General features: G+C 41.0%; 7 protein-coding genes. 3 read left to right on the forward strand and 4 right to left on the reverse strand.

Annotated elements, in window-relative coordinates:
* The 3 genes from FVQ77_12705 to FVQ77_12715 form a co-directional block, all read left to right on the forward strand.
* The coding region (locus FVQ77_12705; GenBank protein MBW8051174.1) for a SpoIIE family protein phosphatase at positions 1 to 471 on the forward strand (471 nt) is incomplete at its 5' end.
* Between the two features lie 87 nt (positions 472 to 558).
* Entirely contained in the window at positions 559 to 1,272 is a 714-nt protein-coding gene (locus tag FVQ77_12710; GenBank protein MBW8051175.1) for a CPBP family intramembrane metalloprotease, read from the forward strand.
* Positions 1,273 to 1,376: 104 nt separating this feature from the next.
* Positions 1,377 to 2,453: an NAD-dependent epimerase/dehydratase family protein gene (locus FVQ77_12715; GenBank protein MBW8051176.1), complete on the forward strand. Its 1,077-nt coding sequence runs from the start codon at positions 1,377 to 1,379 to the stop codon at positions 2,451 to 2,453.
* Positions 2,454 to 2,613: 160 nt separating this feature from the next.
* Here FVQ77_12715 and FVQ77_12720 read toward each other — a convergent pair whose 3' ends face one another.
* From FVQ77_12720 to FVQ77_12735, 4 genes are all read right to left on the reverse strand, one after another.
* Positions 2,614 to 7,227: a PKD domain-containing protein gene (locus FVQ77_12720; protein MBW8051177.1), complete on the reverse strand. Its 4,614-nt coding sequence runs from the start codon at positions 7,225 to 7,227 to the stop codon at positions 2,614 to 2,616.
* Between the two features lie 219 nt (positions 7,228 to 7,446).
* On the reverse strand, positions 7,447 to 8,043 hold the full coding sequence (locus FVQ77_12725) for a transposase (protein ID MBW8051178.1): 597 nt from the start codon (positions 8,041 to 8,043) through the stop codon (positions 7,447 to 7,449).
* Between the two features lie 406 nt (positions 8,044 to 8,449).
* Positions 8,450 to 11,788: a T9SS type B sorting domain-containing protein gene (locus FVQ77_12730; protein ID MBW8051179.1), complete on the reverse strand. Its 3,339-nt coding sequence runs from the start codon at positions 11,786 to 11,788 to the stop codon at positions 8,450 to 8,452.
* A gap of 12 nt (positions 11,789 to 11,800) precedes the next feature.
* Entirely contained in the window at positions 11,801 to 16,000 is a 4,200-nt protein-coding gene (locus FVQ77_12735) for a T9SS type A sorting domain-containing protein (GenBank protein MBW8051180.1), read from the reverse strand.
* Between the last annotated feature and the right edge of the window lie 228 nt (positions 16,001 to 16,228).

Genomic DNA, 16,228 nt, shown 5'->3' on the forward strand with positions numbered 1-16,228 from the left:
GGAATCGGAGAAACGGAGAGAAAGAAAACGAAGCAATTCACCGATTCACCCATTCACCCATTCACCGATTCGGTAAGGAATAGTGGCGGGGGAGATTTAGAGGGGGCTTCTTTACAATATGCAGGCGCCTACCGCCCGCTTTTTTTAGTCAGAAATGGGGAATTATCTGAAATAAAAGGAGACCGGTTTTCGATTGGAGGACTTCAAATAGACAGAAAACGCAAATTCACCAATCATACCCTGGATATACAAAAAGGAGATAGTATTTATATTTTTACCGATGGATTTGTTGACCAATTTGGCGGAGTCAAAGGCAAGAGATTTATGTCTAAAAGATTCAAAGAGTTCCTACAAGATATCCAGGATGTGAACATTCGGGAGCAGGGTAAGGTATTGGATGAAACGATTGAAAAATGGCGGGGTAATGAAGAACAAATAGATGATATCCTGGTGATTGGGATAAGGTTTTAATACAGTAGGCAATTGACAATTGACAGTTTGTAAATTTTGGTCTTTATTCTTTTAAAAAAGTATTCCTGTAGTTCTTTATTTATAAATATGTGGAAATCTGTATATTTAGAACCAATTGTGGCAATTTCTACCTGTATTCCAGGATTTACAGCATACTTTTTCATCGCTAATGCTTCATTACTACTTAACTTATTTGAAAAAGAAGTTGGTAAAGAAAATAACTTAGCAGGACGGGTTGTCTTCCAACGATTAACAGGTATGCTCTTCCTGGGAATTATTCCTGCTATGATCGGTTTAACATTACTCTCCAAAACTCCCTTTGACTTCGGGATAAAAGCAGAAAATTCACTACCCACATTATATTGGATTCTCGGTTTATCCGCTATCATAATACCCATCAACCTTGTACATGCCCGAAAACAGGACAACGTAAAGATCTATCCCCAGATCAGAGCTAAAAAATGGACTATAAAACTCATATTGATCAATGTTTTTACCTGGGCAGCTTATTTATTTGCGTATGAATTTTTGTTCAGAGGCTTTTTATTGTTTTCCTGCATGCCAGCTTTAGGTATCTGCCCCGCTATTGCGATCAACACAGCGATTTATTCCCTTGTCCATATTCCCAAAGGTATTAAGGAAACTTTAGGAGCTATTCCATTTGGTATTTTACTCTGTATAATTACTTTTGATACCGGCACTATTTGGGCAGCTTTTTTTATTCATTTGATACTTGCTATTTCAAATGATCTTATCGCTATTTATGCCAATCCTGCAATGCAATTTAAGTTAAGAAAATGACTACAAAGAAGCTTAGAGGTGAGCTAAAAAAGGCAAAAAAGTGGGCTTTTGATAATCTTGTTGGCAATAAAGTGTATAATAAAAATAACGAAATCTATAAATAAATTTTTATAATTGCATCGGTTCTAACAAAACGAATTATCGCATTGGAGAATATTTTCATCACAGGCGCTACCGGATATATAGGCAGCAACCTGGCGCTAAAACTTGCTGATTCAGGCAAGATCGTTCATGCTCTATGCCGGTCAAGGTCAAAGGCATCTTCTTTAGATCATAAAAATATAGTGCTTTTTGAAGGAGATATCCTTGATAAAGAAAGTATAGAAGCATCCATGAGATCCTGTGAAAATGTTTACCACCTGGCAGCTTACGGAAGTATATGGTCTAAAGACCCACAAACTTATTTTGATATTAACATTCAGGGAACCGTAAATATTCTCAATGCAGCCGCCAAATTGGGTGTAAAAAAAGTGGTTTTCACTTCAACTGCAGGCACCTTCGGACCTTCTATAAATTCATCGAACTTGTCTGATTCCAATAATAGCGGAACAGGTAACAGTATGGTTAACGAAAAAAGCATACGAACAATTGATTTTTTCACAGAACATGAACATTCTAAATTCCTTGCCGAAAAAAAAGTACAACATTATGCCAGAAGAAATGAACTTGATGCTGTGATCGTGTGCCCTTCCAGGGTATATGGGCCAGGTTTGCTGACTAAAACCAATGTTGCTACCAAAATTATGAAGTTATATATAGAAGGCAAATGGCGCTTGGTCCCTGGCAGCGGCAAATATATTGGCAATTACGCCTATATTGATGATGTTATAAACGGGCATATTCAGGCTATGAATAAAGGAATCTCGGGCGAAAAATATATTTTAGGTGGTACAAACGTTTCTAATAATGAAATTTTTGATATGATCGCCAAAATTTCTCTAAAAAACTATAAAATGTATCATATTCCCATATCCCTGGTGTTAACATTAGCAAGAGTTCAGGAGTTATTTGCCTGGTCATTTAATCGTCCCCCGGTAATTACGAGTAAATGGGTAAAAAGATATTTATACAACTGGGTATTTTCAAGCGAGAAAGCAGAAAAAGAATTAGGATACAAAATTACGCCTTTAGAAGAAGGGATAGAGAAAACGCTTCAATGGTTAAATACTAAGAACATATGACAGTTGACAATAGACAATAGACAAAAGACAGTAGACAATAGACAATAGACAATAGATAGTAGACAATGGATAATAAGACAATAGATTAATTGTTTTTTTTACGTGTATATTTTTCAGGATAATACTGTCAACTGCCTACTGCTTACTGTTTTTTTGGGCTCTATCTCATGATCTCCACCCATCCACTGATGACAGCTTTGTCACTAAGCGGTCTTTCTACATTATTCCAGGTTTCTTCTTTTGTTCCAAAAAACGGCTTTCCATCTATAGTAATTTGCTGAAGCGCTTTATTAAATATTTCAATCACATAATAATAGGTTGCATCTGGTAGATCTCCGCCTTTATTATTGGTGCCTCTCCATATTACTCCACCATCATTATTATCGTGATTGTTGTCATTTTCGTTGTTATAATTACTACCCTCCCATACAACATCTCCCCACCTGTTGAATATCTGGACACTGTTTTCCGGGGCGGTATTAATGCCTTCAATGATCCAATAATCGTTTGCCTGATCATCATTGGGTGAAAAACCACTGAATATCGTTAATGCTATTTCACAAATTATATCTTCAGGATAATCATTTTTAATAGATACCGAATCTGTTATTTTACATCCAATTAAATCAGTAACAGTAACGACAGCCCACGGCACCAGCAGTATTTCATTGACAGAGTCCTTTGGAATTACACCCGGATTCCCGGTCAATGTCCATTCGTATGTATATGGCGGCCTTCCACCTGACGCTACGGCAATAGCAGTACCACCATTGCGGCACAATGCAATGGTATTCACGGTTAAAGGTTCTGCTATATTCAGTACTATGCTTGTATCATCTTCACAACCATTATTTGTCGTTACAATTAACTGAACCGTAAATGAATCTGCACTTGCATATTGATGTAATGGATGTTGCTGAAAAGACGAATCACCGTCACCAAACGTCCATAAGGATGTAATAGTATCATTCAAATTTGTGAATTTGTTTGCTTCCTCAAAACACACAGTATTTACACCGAAACCTGCCAGAGGTTTCGGATATACTATTACGCTATCTTGTACTGTATCCTTACAGTTACTATTGGTCGTTACAATCAACTGCACAACAAAAGTACCTGCTGTATAGTTATGTGTTGGATTTGTATCATTAACAATAGGAGTTCCATCTCCAAAATTCCACTCCCAGGTAGTTATGGTATCAGGAACGCCTATAGTTGACAAATTCGTGAACTGTGTTGAACTACCATTTTCACATACAGTGGTTGCGCTAAAATCAACAGCAGGTACTGGATTTACGATTACAACCGTATTCGTAGTATCGCTGCAGCCATTCGGGGTAATGGAAATTAGCTGTACGGTGTAAGCGCCTGCACTATCATATAGATGGTTGACCGTATCGCCAACAGCAGTGGTGGCGTCACCAAAATCCCAATAAGCCGTGTCGCCACCGGTAACTAACGGGGTGGTATTCATAAAAGTAGTGGTAATTCCATAGCACTCGGTTCCATTAGCCCATGTTATATCAAATGCGGCAGCAGGTGGCGCAAAAACCGATGCAGCTTTTTCAAGTGTATCCCTGCACCCTCTATCAGTTTCTACGATCAATTGTACAACATAACCCCCTGCGCTATCTGCGTAAAAATGCCCTCCCGGATTAGGTAGAATTGATTGGGTGGAATCTCCAAAATCCCAGTCCCAGGCTACAAGACTGTCAGGTACCGCATTAGAAGCATCGGTAAAGAAAATGGTATCCCCAAAGCATACATTTAAAAAATTAAAATTACTGCTTGGCTTATCATATACTATTACGCTGTTTTGTACTGTATCCTGGCAGCCATCAGAGGTAGTTACAATCAAAGTTACAACAAAAGTGCCGGCAGAGTCATATTTGTGTGAAGGATTTTGCTGAACGGAAAAAGGGGTGGAATCTCCAAAACTCCATAACCAGCTTGTAATACTATCACCTGCAATGGACGACAGATCTGTAAACTGTGTGTACAATTTCTCACATACGGTATCTGCACTAAAATCAGCAATAGGCTTTGGGTCAACGATTATAGCCTTTTGTATCGTATCTGTACATGCACTGTCGGTTGTTACAACTAATTGAACAGTAAAAGTATCTGAAGTCAGATAATAATGAACAGGGTCTTGCAGCGTGGAATTATTAGCATCTCCAAATTCCCAGTTCCATCCGGTTATGTTGCCACTTGACGCATCTGTAAACTGTGTTGAGTCACCAAAGCAGATGGTAGGGGCTGTGAAATCAGCCACAGGATTCGGATCAACCGGTACAATTTTGGTTATGGTACCGGAAGTACAACCGGCCGCTGTGGTTACAGTCAATGTAACGCCATAATTGCCAGGTGGGTTGTACGGATGTCCCGGGTTTGGCAGGGTAGAAGTACCGCCATCTCCAAAATCCCAATCCCAACCGGCTATGCTGCCAAAAGCTACGCTTGACTGGTCAGTGAACTGTGTTGAGTCATCCGCACACGCTATTGAGTAGCTAAAGTCTGCGACAGGTATTGGATTTACGATAATATTTTGCTGCGCTGTGTCTGCGCAGCTATTATCAGCCGTTACAACTAACTGCACCGTAAATGAATCTGCACTTGCATACAGGTGTGATGGATTTATTTGCATAGAAAGATTAAGATCACCAAAATCCCACAACCAGGTAGCAATAATTCCGCCAGCCATGCTTGAAGTATCGGTAAACTGTACAGGAGAGCCGGCACATACATTAGTTGCAGTAAAACCGGCAACAGGGTTTTGATTTACGGTTACGTCCTTTACTTTAGTAGCAACACATCCGCTATCGGTTGTTGAAATTAATGTTACTGAAAAAGTCCCTGTATCCCCGTATAAGTAGGATGGATCTTGCAGCGTAGATGTGCCCATGGCATCTCCAAAATCCCAGTTCCATGAATTGGTAAAGGTGGAGAGGTCTGTAAACTGGGTTGAATCTCCAAAACATACAGTAATGGCGCTGAAATCAACGATTGCCGGCTGAAAAACTTCGATACTATCTACGATCGTATCCTGGCAGCCGTTATCGCTGGTAACTATAAGTGTAACTTCATAATTTCCGTAAGAACCATATAAATGTGATGGATTTGGTATGGTATCGGTAGCAGCATCCCCAAAATCCCAATCCCAACCGGTAATGCTGCCGCTGCCAATCGTAGACAGATCAGTAAAAAATGTCGGGGTAAGCTCACACTCTTTGGTATAGCCAAAATCAGCTACAGGTTGTGGAAATACAGAAATGCTCTTCTGTATCACATCCGTACAGCCATTAACGTCTGTGACGGTTAGCTCAACAAGATAGTTTCCCCCGATGCTGTAAAGGTGGCAGGGGTTTTTCAGGGTATCAGTACCGGTATCTCCAAAATTCCATGAATAGCTTACCGCCGGGCTGCCTGTGGATTGGTCAGTAAATTGGATACAGCCAACTGAGCATCCGGAAGGAGCGGTGAAATTGGCAACGGGGTTTGGATTTATCGTTACGATCATAGCATCACTATTACTGATGCAGCCATTAATATCGGTTACGGTTACCGTGTAAGTGGTTGTTGAAGCAGGCGATGCGGTAGGATTGGGAGCCAAAGCGTTTGATAAGCCTGTTGGCGGACTCCACGAATAGGTAAGGGGGCCTATGCCGCCTGAGCCGGTCGGGCTGCCGCCTATCACTACACTCCCGCCTGCGCATGTTGCCTGATTCGGGCCCGCGCTTGCGATTGGACTGGGATTGACCGTTACTACCATGGCATCGCTGTTAGTACAGCCGCCACCACCGACATCGGTTACTGTAACCGTGTAAGCAGTTGATGAAGCTGGCGAAGCGCTTGGATTTGCTACGGTGTTGTTGGGGGATAATCCTGTTGATGGACTCCACAAATAGGTATAGGTGCCCGAACCTCCTGAGGCAGTTGGGCTGCCGCCTATGGTTACACTACCGCCTGAACATATTGATCTGTTTGGGCCAGCGTTAACTGTTGGTGCAGCATTTACGGTTATATTTTGTGGTGTGGTACATTGTGTACAGCCGCTGCTACTGGTTACGCATAAGGTTACACTTTTGGTACCTGATGTGGTATAGGTATGGCAAGGATTACATAGCGTAGAAGTATTTCCATCTCCAAAACTCCACGAACAGGTTCCGGGTGTAGATGTATTGGTAAATTGCGTACAGGTTCCCAGGCATACAGTATTGTTAGTGAAATTAGCTGTGGTAGGCGGGCCGTAAAACAACGTATAAACCGCCCTGTCAACACATACAGTATTGGTACCAGTACCACCTACCTGGTCAATGGTCAGATTAACGCAATTATTACCGCCATAGTTATAACCGGGAATACCGCAAGGGAAAGTCAGGTCAACGGTGCTGGGCCAGCAACTATTACACGCACAACCATTCGGTGTTGTTACATAACCAATAGTTACACCATTTAACTGTATGGTCAAACCCGCTGAGCCGCAATCAACCTTATAAACCACGATCCTTACCCTGGTGACGATATTACCGGCAGGTACACAATCTGCAAAACACCTTGAACTAGTTTGGGTATTTCCCCAATTTGGCCACCCGGACCAAGGGGGGCCGCAGGCATAATTTCCCACAGGTCCGCCACATATCTCACACCAGCCCGTAGACCAGTTCGCTGTCCCTGTGCATGATTGGGCATAACTAACAGCAGGGATAAAAAATATCATTACCAGCAGGGTAATGAATGTTTTTTTTAGCGAGTTGTTCGTAATAGTTTTCATGATAAATAAAGTTAATTTCAAATAAAAACAGCAAGATAGTCACTAATTATAACAAACGCAAGTATTTTCGTAAAAAATATTTAAAATCAATTCTTTTTTCGTTCTCCATGGTTTTTTTGTATTTTAATGCTTAAATATTTGTAAAGGTAAGCATTAAAATACAAATGCAAGTAATTTGGTAAATTTTTTAATTTTTTAAACCTACAACGAACCTGCGAGTTAAAAATATTTTTTTAGTTTGTCTTTATCTACCATTTCATACGACATTTCATAAAATTCATTATTATCTTTAGGTAAATCAAGCAATTTCCTGGCTAATGCTTTATTACACAATGTTTCATTTCTAATTCCGCAATAATCCTGAAAAGATGAAAACTCCCAGTCTTCCATTCTTTTTACTACACCTGCAACATAAGGATTTTGATGAATATAATTAAAACATATAAAAGGGTACTCATTTGTCGACATATCCCCAGTTGTTCTTTTATGGCTATCCTGTTCTAAATCTATAGCATCACTATGCTGTTGAAATAATGAACCGGTTCTATTTTCTTGTTTATTAATTGCTTTGGAATAAGAACTCAAGATTATACCAATAGCTTTATTTAGGGAATTATCTCTCAGATTCTCTTTTGTATATAATAAAAAGTGAAAATGATTAGTCATCAGACAATAAGCCAGTATTTCACAATTTGGTAGCATATGCTTTTTTACCTTTCTAAGAAAGTATAAGTAATTTTCTCTATTATAAAATATTTTGACTTTATCATTACCTCTATTATAAAAATGATACATCCTGTCAGGAACAAATTCCATAATTATTATGTAGATAGTTGATAGTTGTAGCACGACTTTCCACCCTATACGCCAGCCCTTAGTCGTACTACAACGACACAACGACATTACTTAAGTTTTATTCGTCATAGTACAACTTAGGGTTAGTGTAAGCGTTGGAAAGTTGTGCTATGACTAAACCTCGTTAAGGGGGTTCATAGCTGTAGCACAACTTTACATCGCACCTGTTGGATATGAGAAATCCCACACCTGTGTGCCCCCGAGTACTCGGGGGTGTGCACAGGAAACAACCCATCCCTTCCCGAGTACTCGGGACAACGACCTAATTTCGCTGATACTCAATCTGACCACTTTCCTCTACCAAGCCCAACCCTTATCCGGGCTACATTCGCCTCTGCCCGGCTCGGATTAACAATCCGAGCTACTATCACCGCATTATCTCCACCCAGCCATTTATGATTACCTTTTCACCTTCATAAATAACAGGTTCAGGCTTACCATTTTTTGTAACCTCTATTTGCCTGCCGGTAGTATTGGTTATTTCAATCAAAAAGAAATAAGTTCCATCTGGTATTCTTCTGCCGCGCCTGTTGGTTCCTTTCCAAAAAACATCCTTATTATCATAATTTTTCTCTCCCCATACGAGATGCCCATACCGGTTGTAGATCGTTACATTGTTATTTGGAAAAGAGTCAATTCCAATAATATACCACGAATCGTTTACATCATCAAGATTAGGAGATATTCCGCTGTAAAAGGTCAATTTAATGGCCGTAATAGAATCTACAATAACCTCAGCGCTATCAACACAGCCGTTGGCGTCAGTAACAATAATCGTATAAATACCAGCATACAAATTAAATGCAGTATCAGTTTTCTGACCGGTTGAATCATCCCATAAATAAGAATAAGGCCCGGTTCCTCCGGTAACGCTTACCCATGCACTGCCATCATTATTGCCTGCAAAAGATGGCGTTGAATCTGTGGTTAGCACAATAAAAGAGACAGGTTGAGTTATGGTAACTATAGCAGAATCAGTACAACCATTGCTATCGGTTACAACAACTGTGTAGGTTCCGGCAGGCAAACCGGTAGCAGTTGAATCCGTTTGGTTCCCCGGATCATTCCATAAATAGGTGTAAGGTGGCGCCCCATTTTTAACCGTTATATAAATTTGGCCGTCACTGGAATCTTTGCAAGATATGTTGGACGAATCAACATCCAAAACTAATGCTCCAGGCTCAGTAATCGTTACACTATCGACTTCACTGCATCCACTGGCGTCTGTAATAGTTACCCAAATTGTATCTGCTGATAAATTCGTTACAGCATCAGAAGTAGCATTTGTTCCCAAGGTACTATTACCGGTTGACCATACGTAATCATAAGGGGATGGACCTGCTGTAATACTTGCTGTTACCATCCCGTCTGTGCCGCCATTACAACTCACATTACTGTTTACTGTCACAGTTAATCCAATGGACGGGGGTTCTGTTAAAATTACATTGATGAAAGATTTACAGCCATTGCCATCTGTAATTGCCAAAGTATATGAACCAGCGGTTAAAGTATTTATATCTTCTGTTGTTTGTGAATCTGACCATAAATAAGCATAAGGCAATGTACCGCCAGATACAGAAATATATATGTCGCCACTGTTGTCGCCATTACAGGATATGTTTGAAGTAGAATCCAACTTAATGACCGGCGCTAATAAATTATTTACAATTGCATAAGCAGAATCTACACAACCGTTTGAATCAGCGACTATTACCGTATAAAAACCAGCATATAAATTAAATGCTGTATCGGTTGTTTGTCCCAGGGAATCATCCCATAAATAAGTGTATGGGCCAGCGCCACCGGAGATAACAGCCCATGCCAACCCATCATTTTGTCCGCAAATAGCGCTGCCGGTATCTGCAGATACGTCTAGTGCGCCAGGGCCAGTGAATATTATACTGTCTGAAGTAGTGCAGCCATTAGCATCTGTGATCGTTACAGAATGGGTACCAATTGCTAAGCCTGATATGGTATTAAATGTATCTGTTGAAGCTAAGGTAATATCACCGGTTGTCCAACTATAATCATAAGGGAGGGTACCGCCTGTTAAGCTGACTGTTGCTATGCCGCCTGTACAACTTAGATTGCTTGTTGTGGTCAATATAAGGGGGTCAGGTTCATAGATCGTAAAATTTATTTCAGCAAAACAACCAAAGGCGTCAAAAACAGTAACCGTATACGGCCCTGCCGGTAAGCTGTCTTGTGTATTTGACGTAGCAATAGTATCAATAGAAATATTGCCAGGCGCCCACAGATAATTGTAAGGGGGTGTGCCGCCCGATACACTTGCTGTAGCTAGTCCGTCCGCTCCTCCGTTACAACTTACGTGATTATCTATTGTTAAGATCAATCCTAAAGGCAGCGTCCCGATCACAGAAGCCGTATTATTAACAATAGTTGCAGCGCTGTTAATGGTTCCCCCCGATCCTATCTGTGTTGCGGTAGAATTTACAACAGTTGCAGGAGCATTTACGATGGGAACCACAGCACCCCCTCCGCAGCCACCTACATCACTCCCACCTGTGGAATCAGCTTTGATCAAAAAAACGTCAAATCCTCCTGCCCCAAAACTTTGTGAATACCCAGCGATAATATACCCTCCATCAGCGGTTTGTTTTATTGAACTGGAAAAATCGTCACCTGATCCGCTGCCAAAGGATTTCATATTTCCTATCATATTTCCGGCAGGATCAGTTCGGAGTAGATAAACATCAACAGTTGTTGCCCCAAAACTGTTAAAATTTCCTGTGACAACGTATCCCCCGCTATTATTTTGCACAACGGACAACCCATACTCAAATTCTGCACCTCCGTAAGTTTTTGACCAGGACAAATTTCCGACAGGATCTGCCTTGATCAAATAAATATCATCATTACCGGCTCCAAAACTGCTTGTATAGCCGCTGATAATGTATCCTCCATCCCCTGTTTGGTGAACTTCATATCCTTCTTCGTCTCCTGTACTGCCCCCAAAAGATCTTGTCCACAGCGTATCTCCGTCAGCATTAGTACGGATCAAATACACATCAGCCCCCCCTGCTCCAAAACTTTCGGTTTTTCCTGCAATGATATAACCATTGTCATTAGTTTGCTGAATCGAATTGCCATGATCGGCAGCGCTTCCGCCAAAGGTTTTAGCCCACATTGTATTTCCATTAGCATCTGCCTTGATAAAATAAAGATCAGCCCCTCCGGCTCCAAAACTTTCTGTTACTCCGGTGATGATATAACTACCGTCTGTGGTTTGGATCACTGAACTGCCTGCGTCATAAACTGCTCCTCCATAAGTTTTTGTCCATTGGGTGTTTCCATTAGAATCGGTTTTGATCAAATAAACATCATATTCTCCTGCTCCAAAACTGTTGGTATACCCGGTGATGATATATCCCAGGTCAGTGGTTTGCATCACTGATCTGCCATGATCGTTGCCAGTCCCGCCATATGCTTTTGTCCACAATGTATCTCCAAGAGAATCGGTTTTGATCAGAAGTACGTCATTACCTCCTGCTCCGAAACTATTCGTAGTTCCTGTGAAAATATATCCCCCGTCAGCAGTTTGATAGATGGAATAGCTGGTATCTTCACTTATGCCGCCATAGGTTTTTTGGAAGACTTGCTGAGCGATTGAAGATTTCACCCCGTTAGATAATATCAATACTAAAAGGACTTTTATATAAACTGAATAGATAATTAACTTTTTCATCCAAAATATTTCTTATTGATAATCTACTTTCTTAGTTATTACACCTCCATCTGTCACAATCTGTAAATAATATATCCCTTTAGGGTATTTACTTAAATCAAGGGATAAGTTTACCAAACCTACAAGGTTTGGTAAACTTTCAGCAAATATCCTCTTTCCACTAATATGATACAATTTAATCAATGTATTTGTTTTTTTTGTCAGATCAATGCTCAAAGTAAATTGACCGGTATTGGGATTGGGATAAACCTGAAGATTGAATCCCGCCAAAGGCGGGAGAAGATTGAAAATTCCTGTAATTTCAGAAACTGCAACCGAAGCGCTGTCTTTACAGCCATTGCTGTCAGTAACAACCACTGTATAAAACCCTGCCGGCAAGCCGGTAGCTGTATCTGAAGTTTGCCCGGCTGAGTCACTCCACTGGTATAAATAGGGCTGTGTACCGCCTGATACGATTACCCATGCCTTGCCATCATTATTGCCGGCAGTAGCTGAATCTGAGCCTGTAGTTAATACAATGGAATCAGGTTCAGTGATCACTACCCCGCCTATGGCGGGGCATCCATTGGCATCTGTAATCGTTACTGAATATGACCCGGCTAACAAACCCGTAACTGTATTAGTTACATTAGTTGTTGCTATTGTGCTGTCACCGGTTGACCATCTATAATCATAAGGTGAAATGCCTCCTGTCAAGATTACAGTAGCCACTCCTTCTGTTCCTCCATTACAGCTCACATTGCTGTCTGCGGTAGTGTTCAAATTAATAGGAAGCGGCTCAGAAATTGTGGTACTATCAATAGCAATACATCCGGCAGAATCAGTAATAGTGACGGTGTGTGTACCTGCCGGCAGGTTTATTGCTGTAGTATCAGTCTCAAGATTATCCCAAAAATATGTATAAGGGGGGGTACCGCCTGTTGCTGAAACAGTTGCTGAACCGTTGTTGCCTCCATTACAGGATACGCCATTATTTAATGTAAAGATAAGACTAATTGCGACAGGCTGGGTTAAAGTAATATTCTGGTTAGAAATACAACCGACACTATCTGTAACAGCTACGGTATATGTCCCTGCCACTAAATTAGAAATGAAAGGGTCTACACTTCCATTTGACCACAGGTAAGCGTAAGGTTGCGTGCCACCGATTACTGTAATAGTTATAGCTCCATCAGCACCATCATTACAGGTAATATTTGTTGAAAACACATTATTGATCACCGGAGCGCCTACATCATTAACAATTACAAAGGATGAATCTTTACAACCGTTTGAATCAGTAACGGTTACCATATAATTGCTAGAAAATAAATTAACTGCCGTATCGGTTGTTTGGGGCGCTGTGTCGTTCCATAGATAAGTATAAGGAGCGGTACCTCCTGTTACGGTAACCCATGCGGTTCCATTATTTGTGAGGCAGTTGGCATCGGTTGAACCTGTTGTTAGAGATAATGCAGCAGCAGGTTCAGTGATTATTACAACTGCTGAATCTGTACAACCATTCAAATCTGTAACATAAATAGTATAAGTTCCTGCAGGTAAATTAGAAGCGATTGTATCTGTTCCACCAATGGGCGACCATAGATAAGTATAAGCCGGAGTTCCTCCTGTAACAGCAGCAGTTGCCTGACCTGTTGCCGCTCCATTACAAAGTACATCAGTAGAAGTAATGGTGATGGTTACAGGGGGTGGTTCTGTAATTGTTATACAGCCAACAGAGATACATCCAACAGCATCAGTAACAGTAACACAATTTGTATCTGGTGGCAGGGCAATTGCGGTAGAGTCAGTCTCAGTATTATCCCATAGGTAGGTAAATGGCGCTGTACCTCCCGACATTGTCGCAGTGGCTGTACCGTTAGAATCGCCATTGCAGTAAACATTATTGTTTACCGTGGTTGTTAATACAAGAGGGGCTGGTTCTGTTAAATTGATATTCTGTAATGAGATGCAGCCGGCAGTATCGGTTACAGTAAACGTATAAGATCCTGCGATCAATCCGCTTACATCCTCTGTGGTATCCCCATTTGACCATGAATAACTGTATGGCGGAACTCCACCAGACACAGTTGTATAAATAGCTCCGCTTGAGTCGCCATTACAGGAGATGTTCAAAACAGAATCAATTACAATAATTGAGGCGCCTGTATCATTTACAACTACAGTAGCCGAATCTTTACAACCGGCAAAATCAGTGACTATTACCGTATAACTGCCAGAATACAGGTTAAATACCGTATCGGTAAGTGTGGGCGGGAGGTCATTCCATAGGTAAAAATATGGGGTAGTGCCTCCTGAAACTGTAACCCACGCCATGCCATCATTAATACCGCAGGCAGCACCAGTAACTCCTGTTGTTAAGCTTAATGGAGGGGCCACTGTTAAGGTTACATTAGCTATAGAACTGCAGCCATTGCCATCTGTTACCGTTACCGACCAGGTAGTGTCTGCCAAACCTGTAATTGTACTTGATGTATCGGTTGTTCCTAATGTGCTGCTTCCATTTGACCATACGTAGTCAAAAGGAGATATGCCGCCCGATTTAGTTACCGTTACTACGCCATCTGCTTCACCAAAACAGCTTATATTGGTATCTATTGTGATGGTCAATACAATAGGATCTGGTTCGTTGATGGTGTAATTTATATCCGCAAAACAGCCAAAAGCATCCTGAACGAGTATCGTACAAGGCCCGGCAGCCAGGTTATTTTGTGTAACTGTTGTTAAAGTTGTATTCGTGATATCGGTACCGCATGGCCACCAGGTATAATCGTAAGGCGGTACTCCCCCGGATACGGTAGCTGTAGCCACCCCATCTGCTGCACCATTGCAGCTCACATGGTTATCTATTGTAAGCATTAAACCTAACGGGAGTTCGGTAACTGCGGTTGAAGTGCCATTAATAATGGTAGAGGTACTATTAACGGTTCCACCGGATCCTACCAGTGTGGCTGTTGAGCTTACTACAGTTGCAGGCATACCTACGGTTGGGGGTACAGCGCCTCCACCGCAGCTGCCTGGTGCACTTGAACCGGTAGAATCGGCTTTGATCAAAAAAACATCAAATCCTCCTACTCCAAAACTTTGAGAATATCCTGCGATAATATACCCTCCATCGGTTGTTTGCTTTATTGATCGGAAATAATCATCACCCGGTGATTTGCCAAAAGTATTCATATTCCCGATCATACTGCCGGCAGAATCTATTCGCAACAAATAAACATCAACGGATGATGCACCAAAGCTATTAGAGTTACCTGTAACAACATAACCTCCGGAATTGGTTAGTTGAACTGAATATCCATATTCAGATTGACCGCCTCCATAAGCTCTTGTCCACAGTGTATCGCCATTAGCATCGGTTTTTATCAAATAAATATCATCATTACCGGCTCCAAAGCTGCTCGTATAACCGCTGATAATATATCCTCCATCCCCTGTTTGTTTAACTGCATATCCTTCTTCATCTCCAATACTACCGCCATAGGTTTTTGTCCACAGCGTATCTCCAATAGAGTCTGTTTTGATCAGAAGTACATCTTTACCACCAGCGCCAAAGCTGCTTGTATAACCGGTGATAATGAATCCCATATCACCAGTTTGCTGCACGGCATAGCCATATTCGTTATTTGCTCCTCCATAAGTTTTTGTCCATAACATATTTCCATTGGTATCTGTTCTTACCAAATAAAGGTCGTTGAGGCCTGCTCCATAGCCGTTGGTATTACCTGCAATAATATACCCTAAGGGATTACCTGTCAGCCCGTCAACAACTTCCTGAACTGACCCGCAATATTCATCTGCTGTTCCACCATAGGCTTTTGTCCATAGCGTATCACCCATTGGGTCAGTTTTGATTAAATATATATCAGAAGAATCGGCTACGGGATCAAAACTAACTGTATTGCCACCAATAATATATCCACCATCAAGAGTTTGTTGAACAGAATTGGCAATATCACTATCCGCACCTCCATAAGTTTTTGTCCACAGTGTATCGCCATTGAAATCGGTTTTGATCAAAAAAACATCTTGCCCTCCTGCTCCAAAACTGTTGGTGTTTCCAGCGATAATATATCCACCATCAGCAGTTTGCTGAACAGAGCTGGCAATATCTGAAGAATCTCCGCCAAAGGTTTTCTGAAAGACTAACTGTGCATTGGCAGTGGTAATTGCAGCGAGCAATAACGGAATTAGCTGTAATTTTTTCATGACTAGGTTAGTTTTATTTAGATTATTTGTTACAAATATAATTAAAAAATCCAAACTTCAAAATGCAAGCTACAAAACAAATAACAAATAACAAAATTGAATCCCCTCTAAAAAGTAAAAAATTGAAAAGAAATCGTTTCTCGCAAAGACGCAAAGTTTGCAAAGGATTGAATATCAATTAGTTAAGTATATAACTTTGCGCTCTTTGTCCCGAGTACTCGGGAAGAA

It is taken from the genome of Cytophagales bacterium (assembly GCA_019456305.1).
In the GTDB taxonomy this organism is placed as follows: domain Bacteria; phylum Bacteroidota; class Bacteroidia; order Cytophagales; family VRUD01; genus VRUD01.

Coding starts and splice junctions, on each gene's coding strand:
- FVQ77_12710 (MBW8051175.1), top strand. CDS start 559: ATGTGGAAATCTGTATATTTAGAACCAATTGTGGCAATTTCTACCTGT.
- FVQ77_12720 (MBW8051177.1), bottom strand. CDS start 7,227: ATGAAAACTATTACGAACAACTCGCTAAAAAAAACATTCATTACCCTG.
- FVQ77_12730 (MBW8051179.1), bottom strand. CDS start 11,788: ATGAAAAAGTTAATTATCTATTCAGTTTATATAAAAGTCCTTTTAGTA.
- FVQ77_12725 (MBW8051178.1), bottom strand. CDS start 8,043: ATGGAATTTGTTCCTGACAGGATGTATCATTTTTATAATAGAGGTAAT.
- FVQ77_12735 (MBW8051180.1), bottom strand. CDS start 16,000: ATGAAAAAATTACAGCTAATTCCGTTATTGCTCGCTGCAATTACCACT.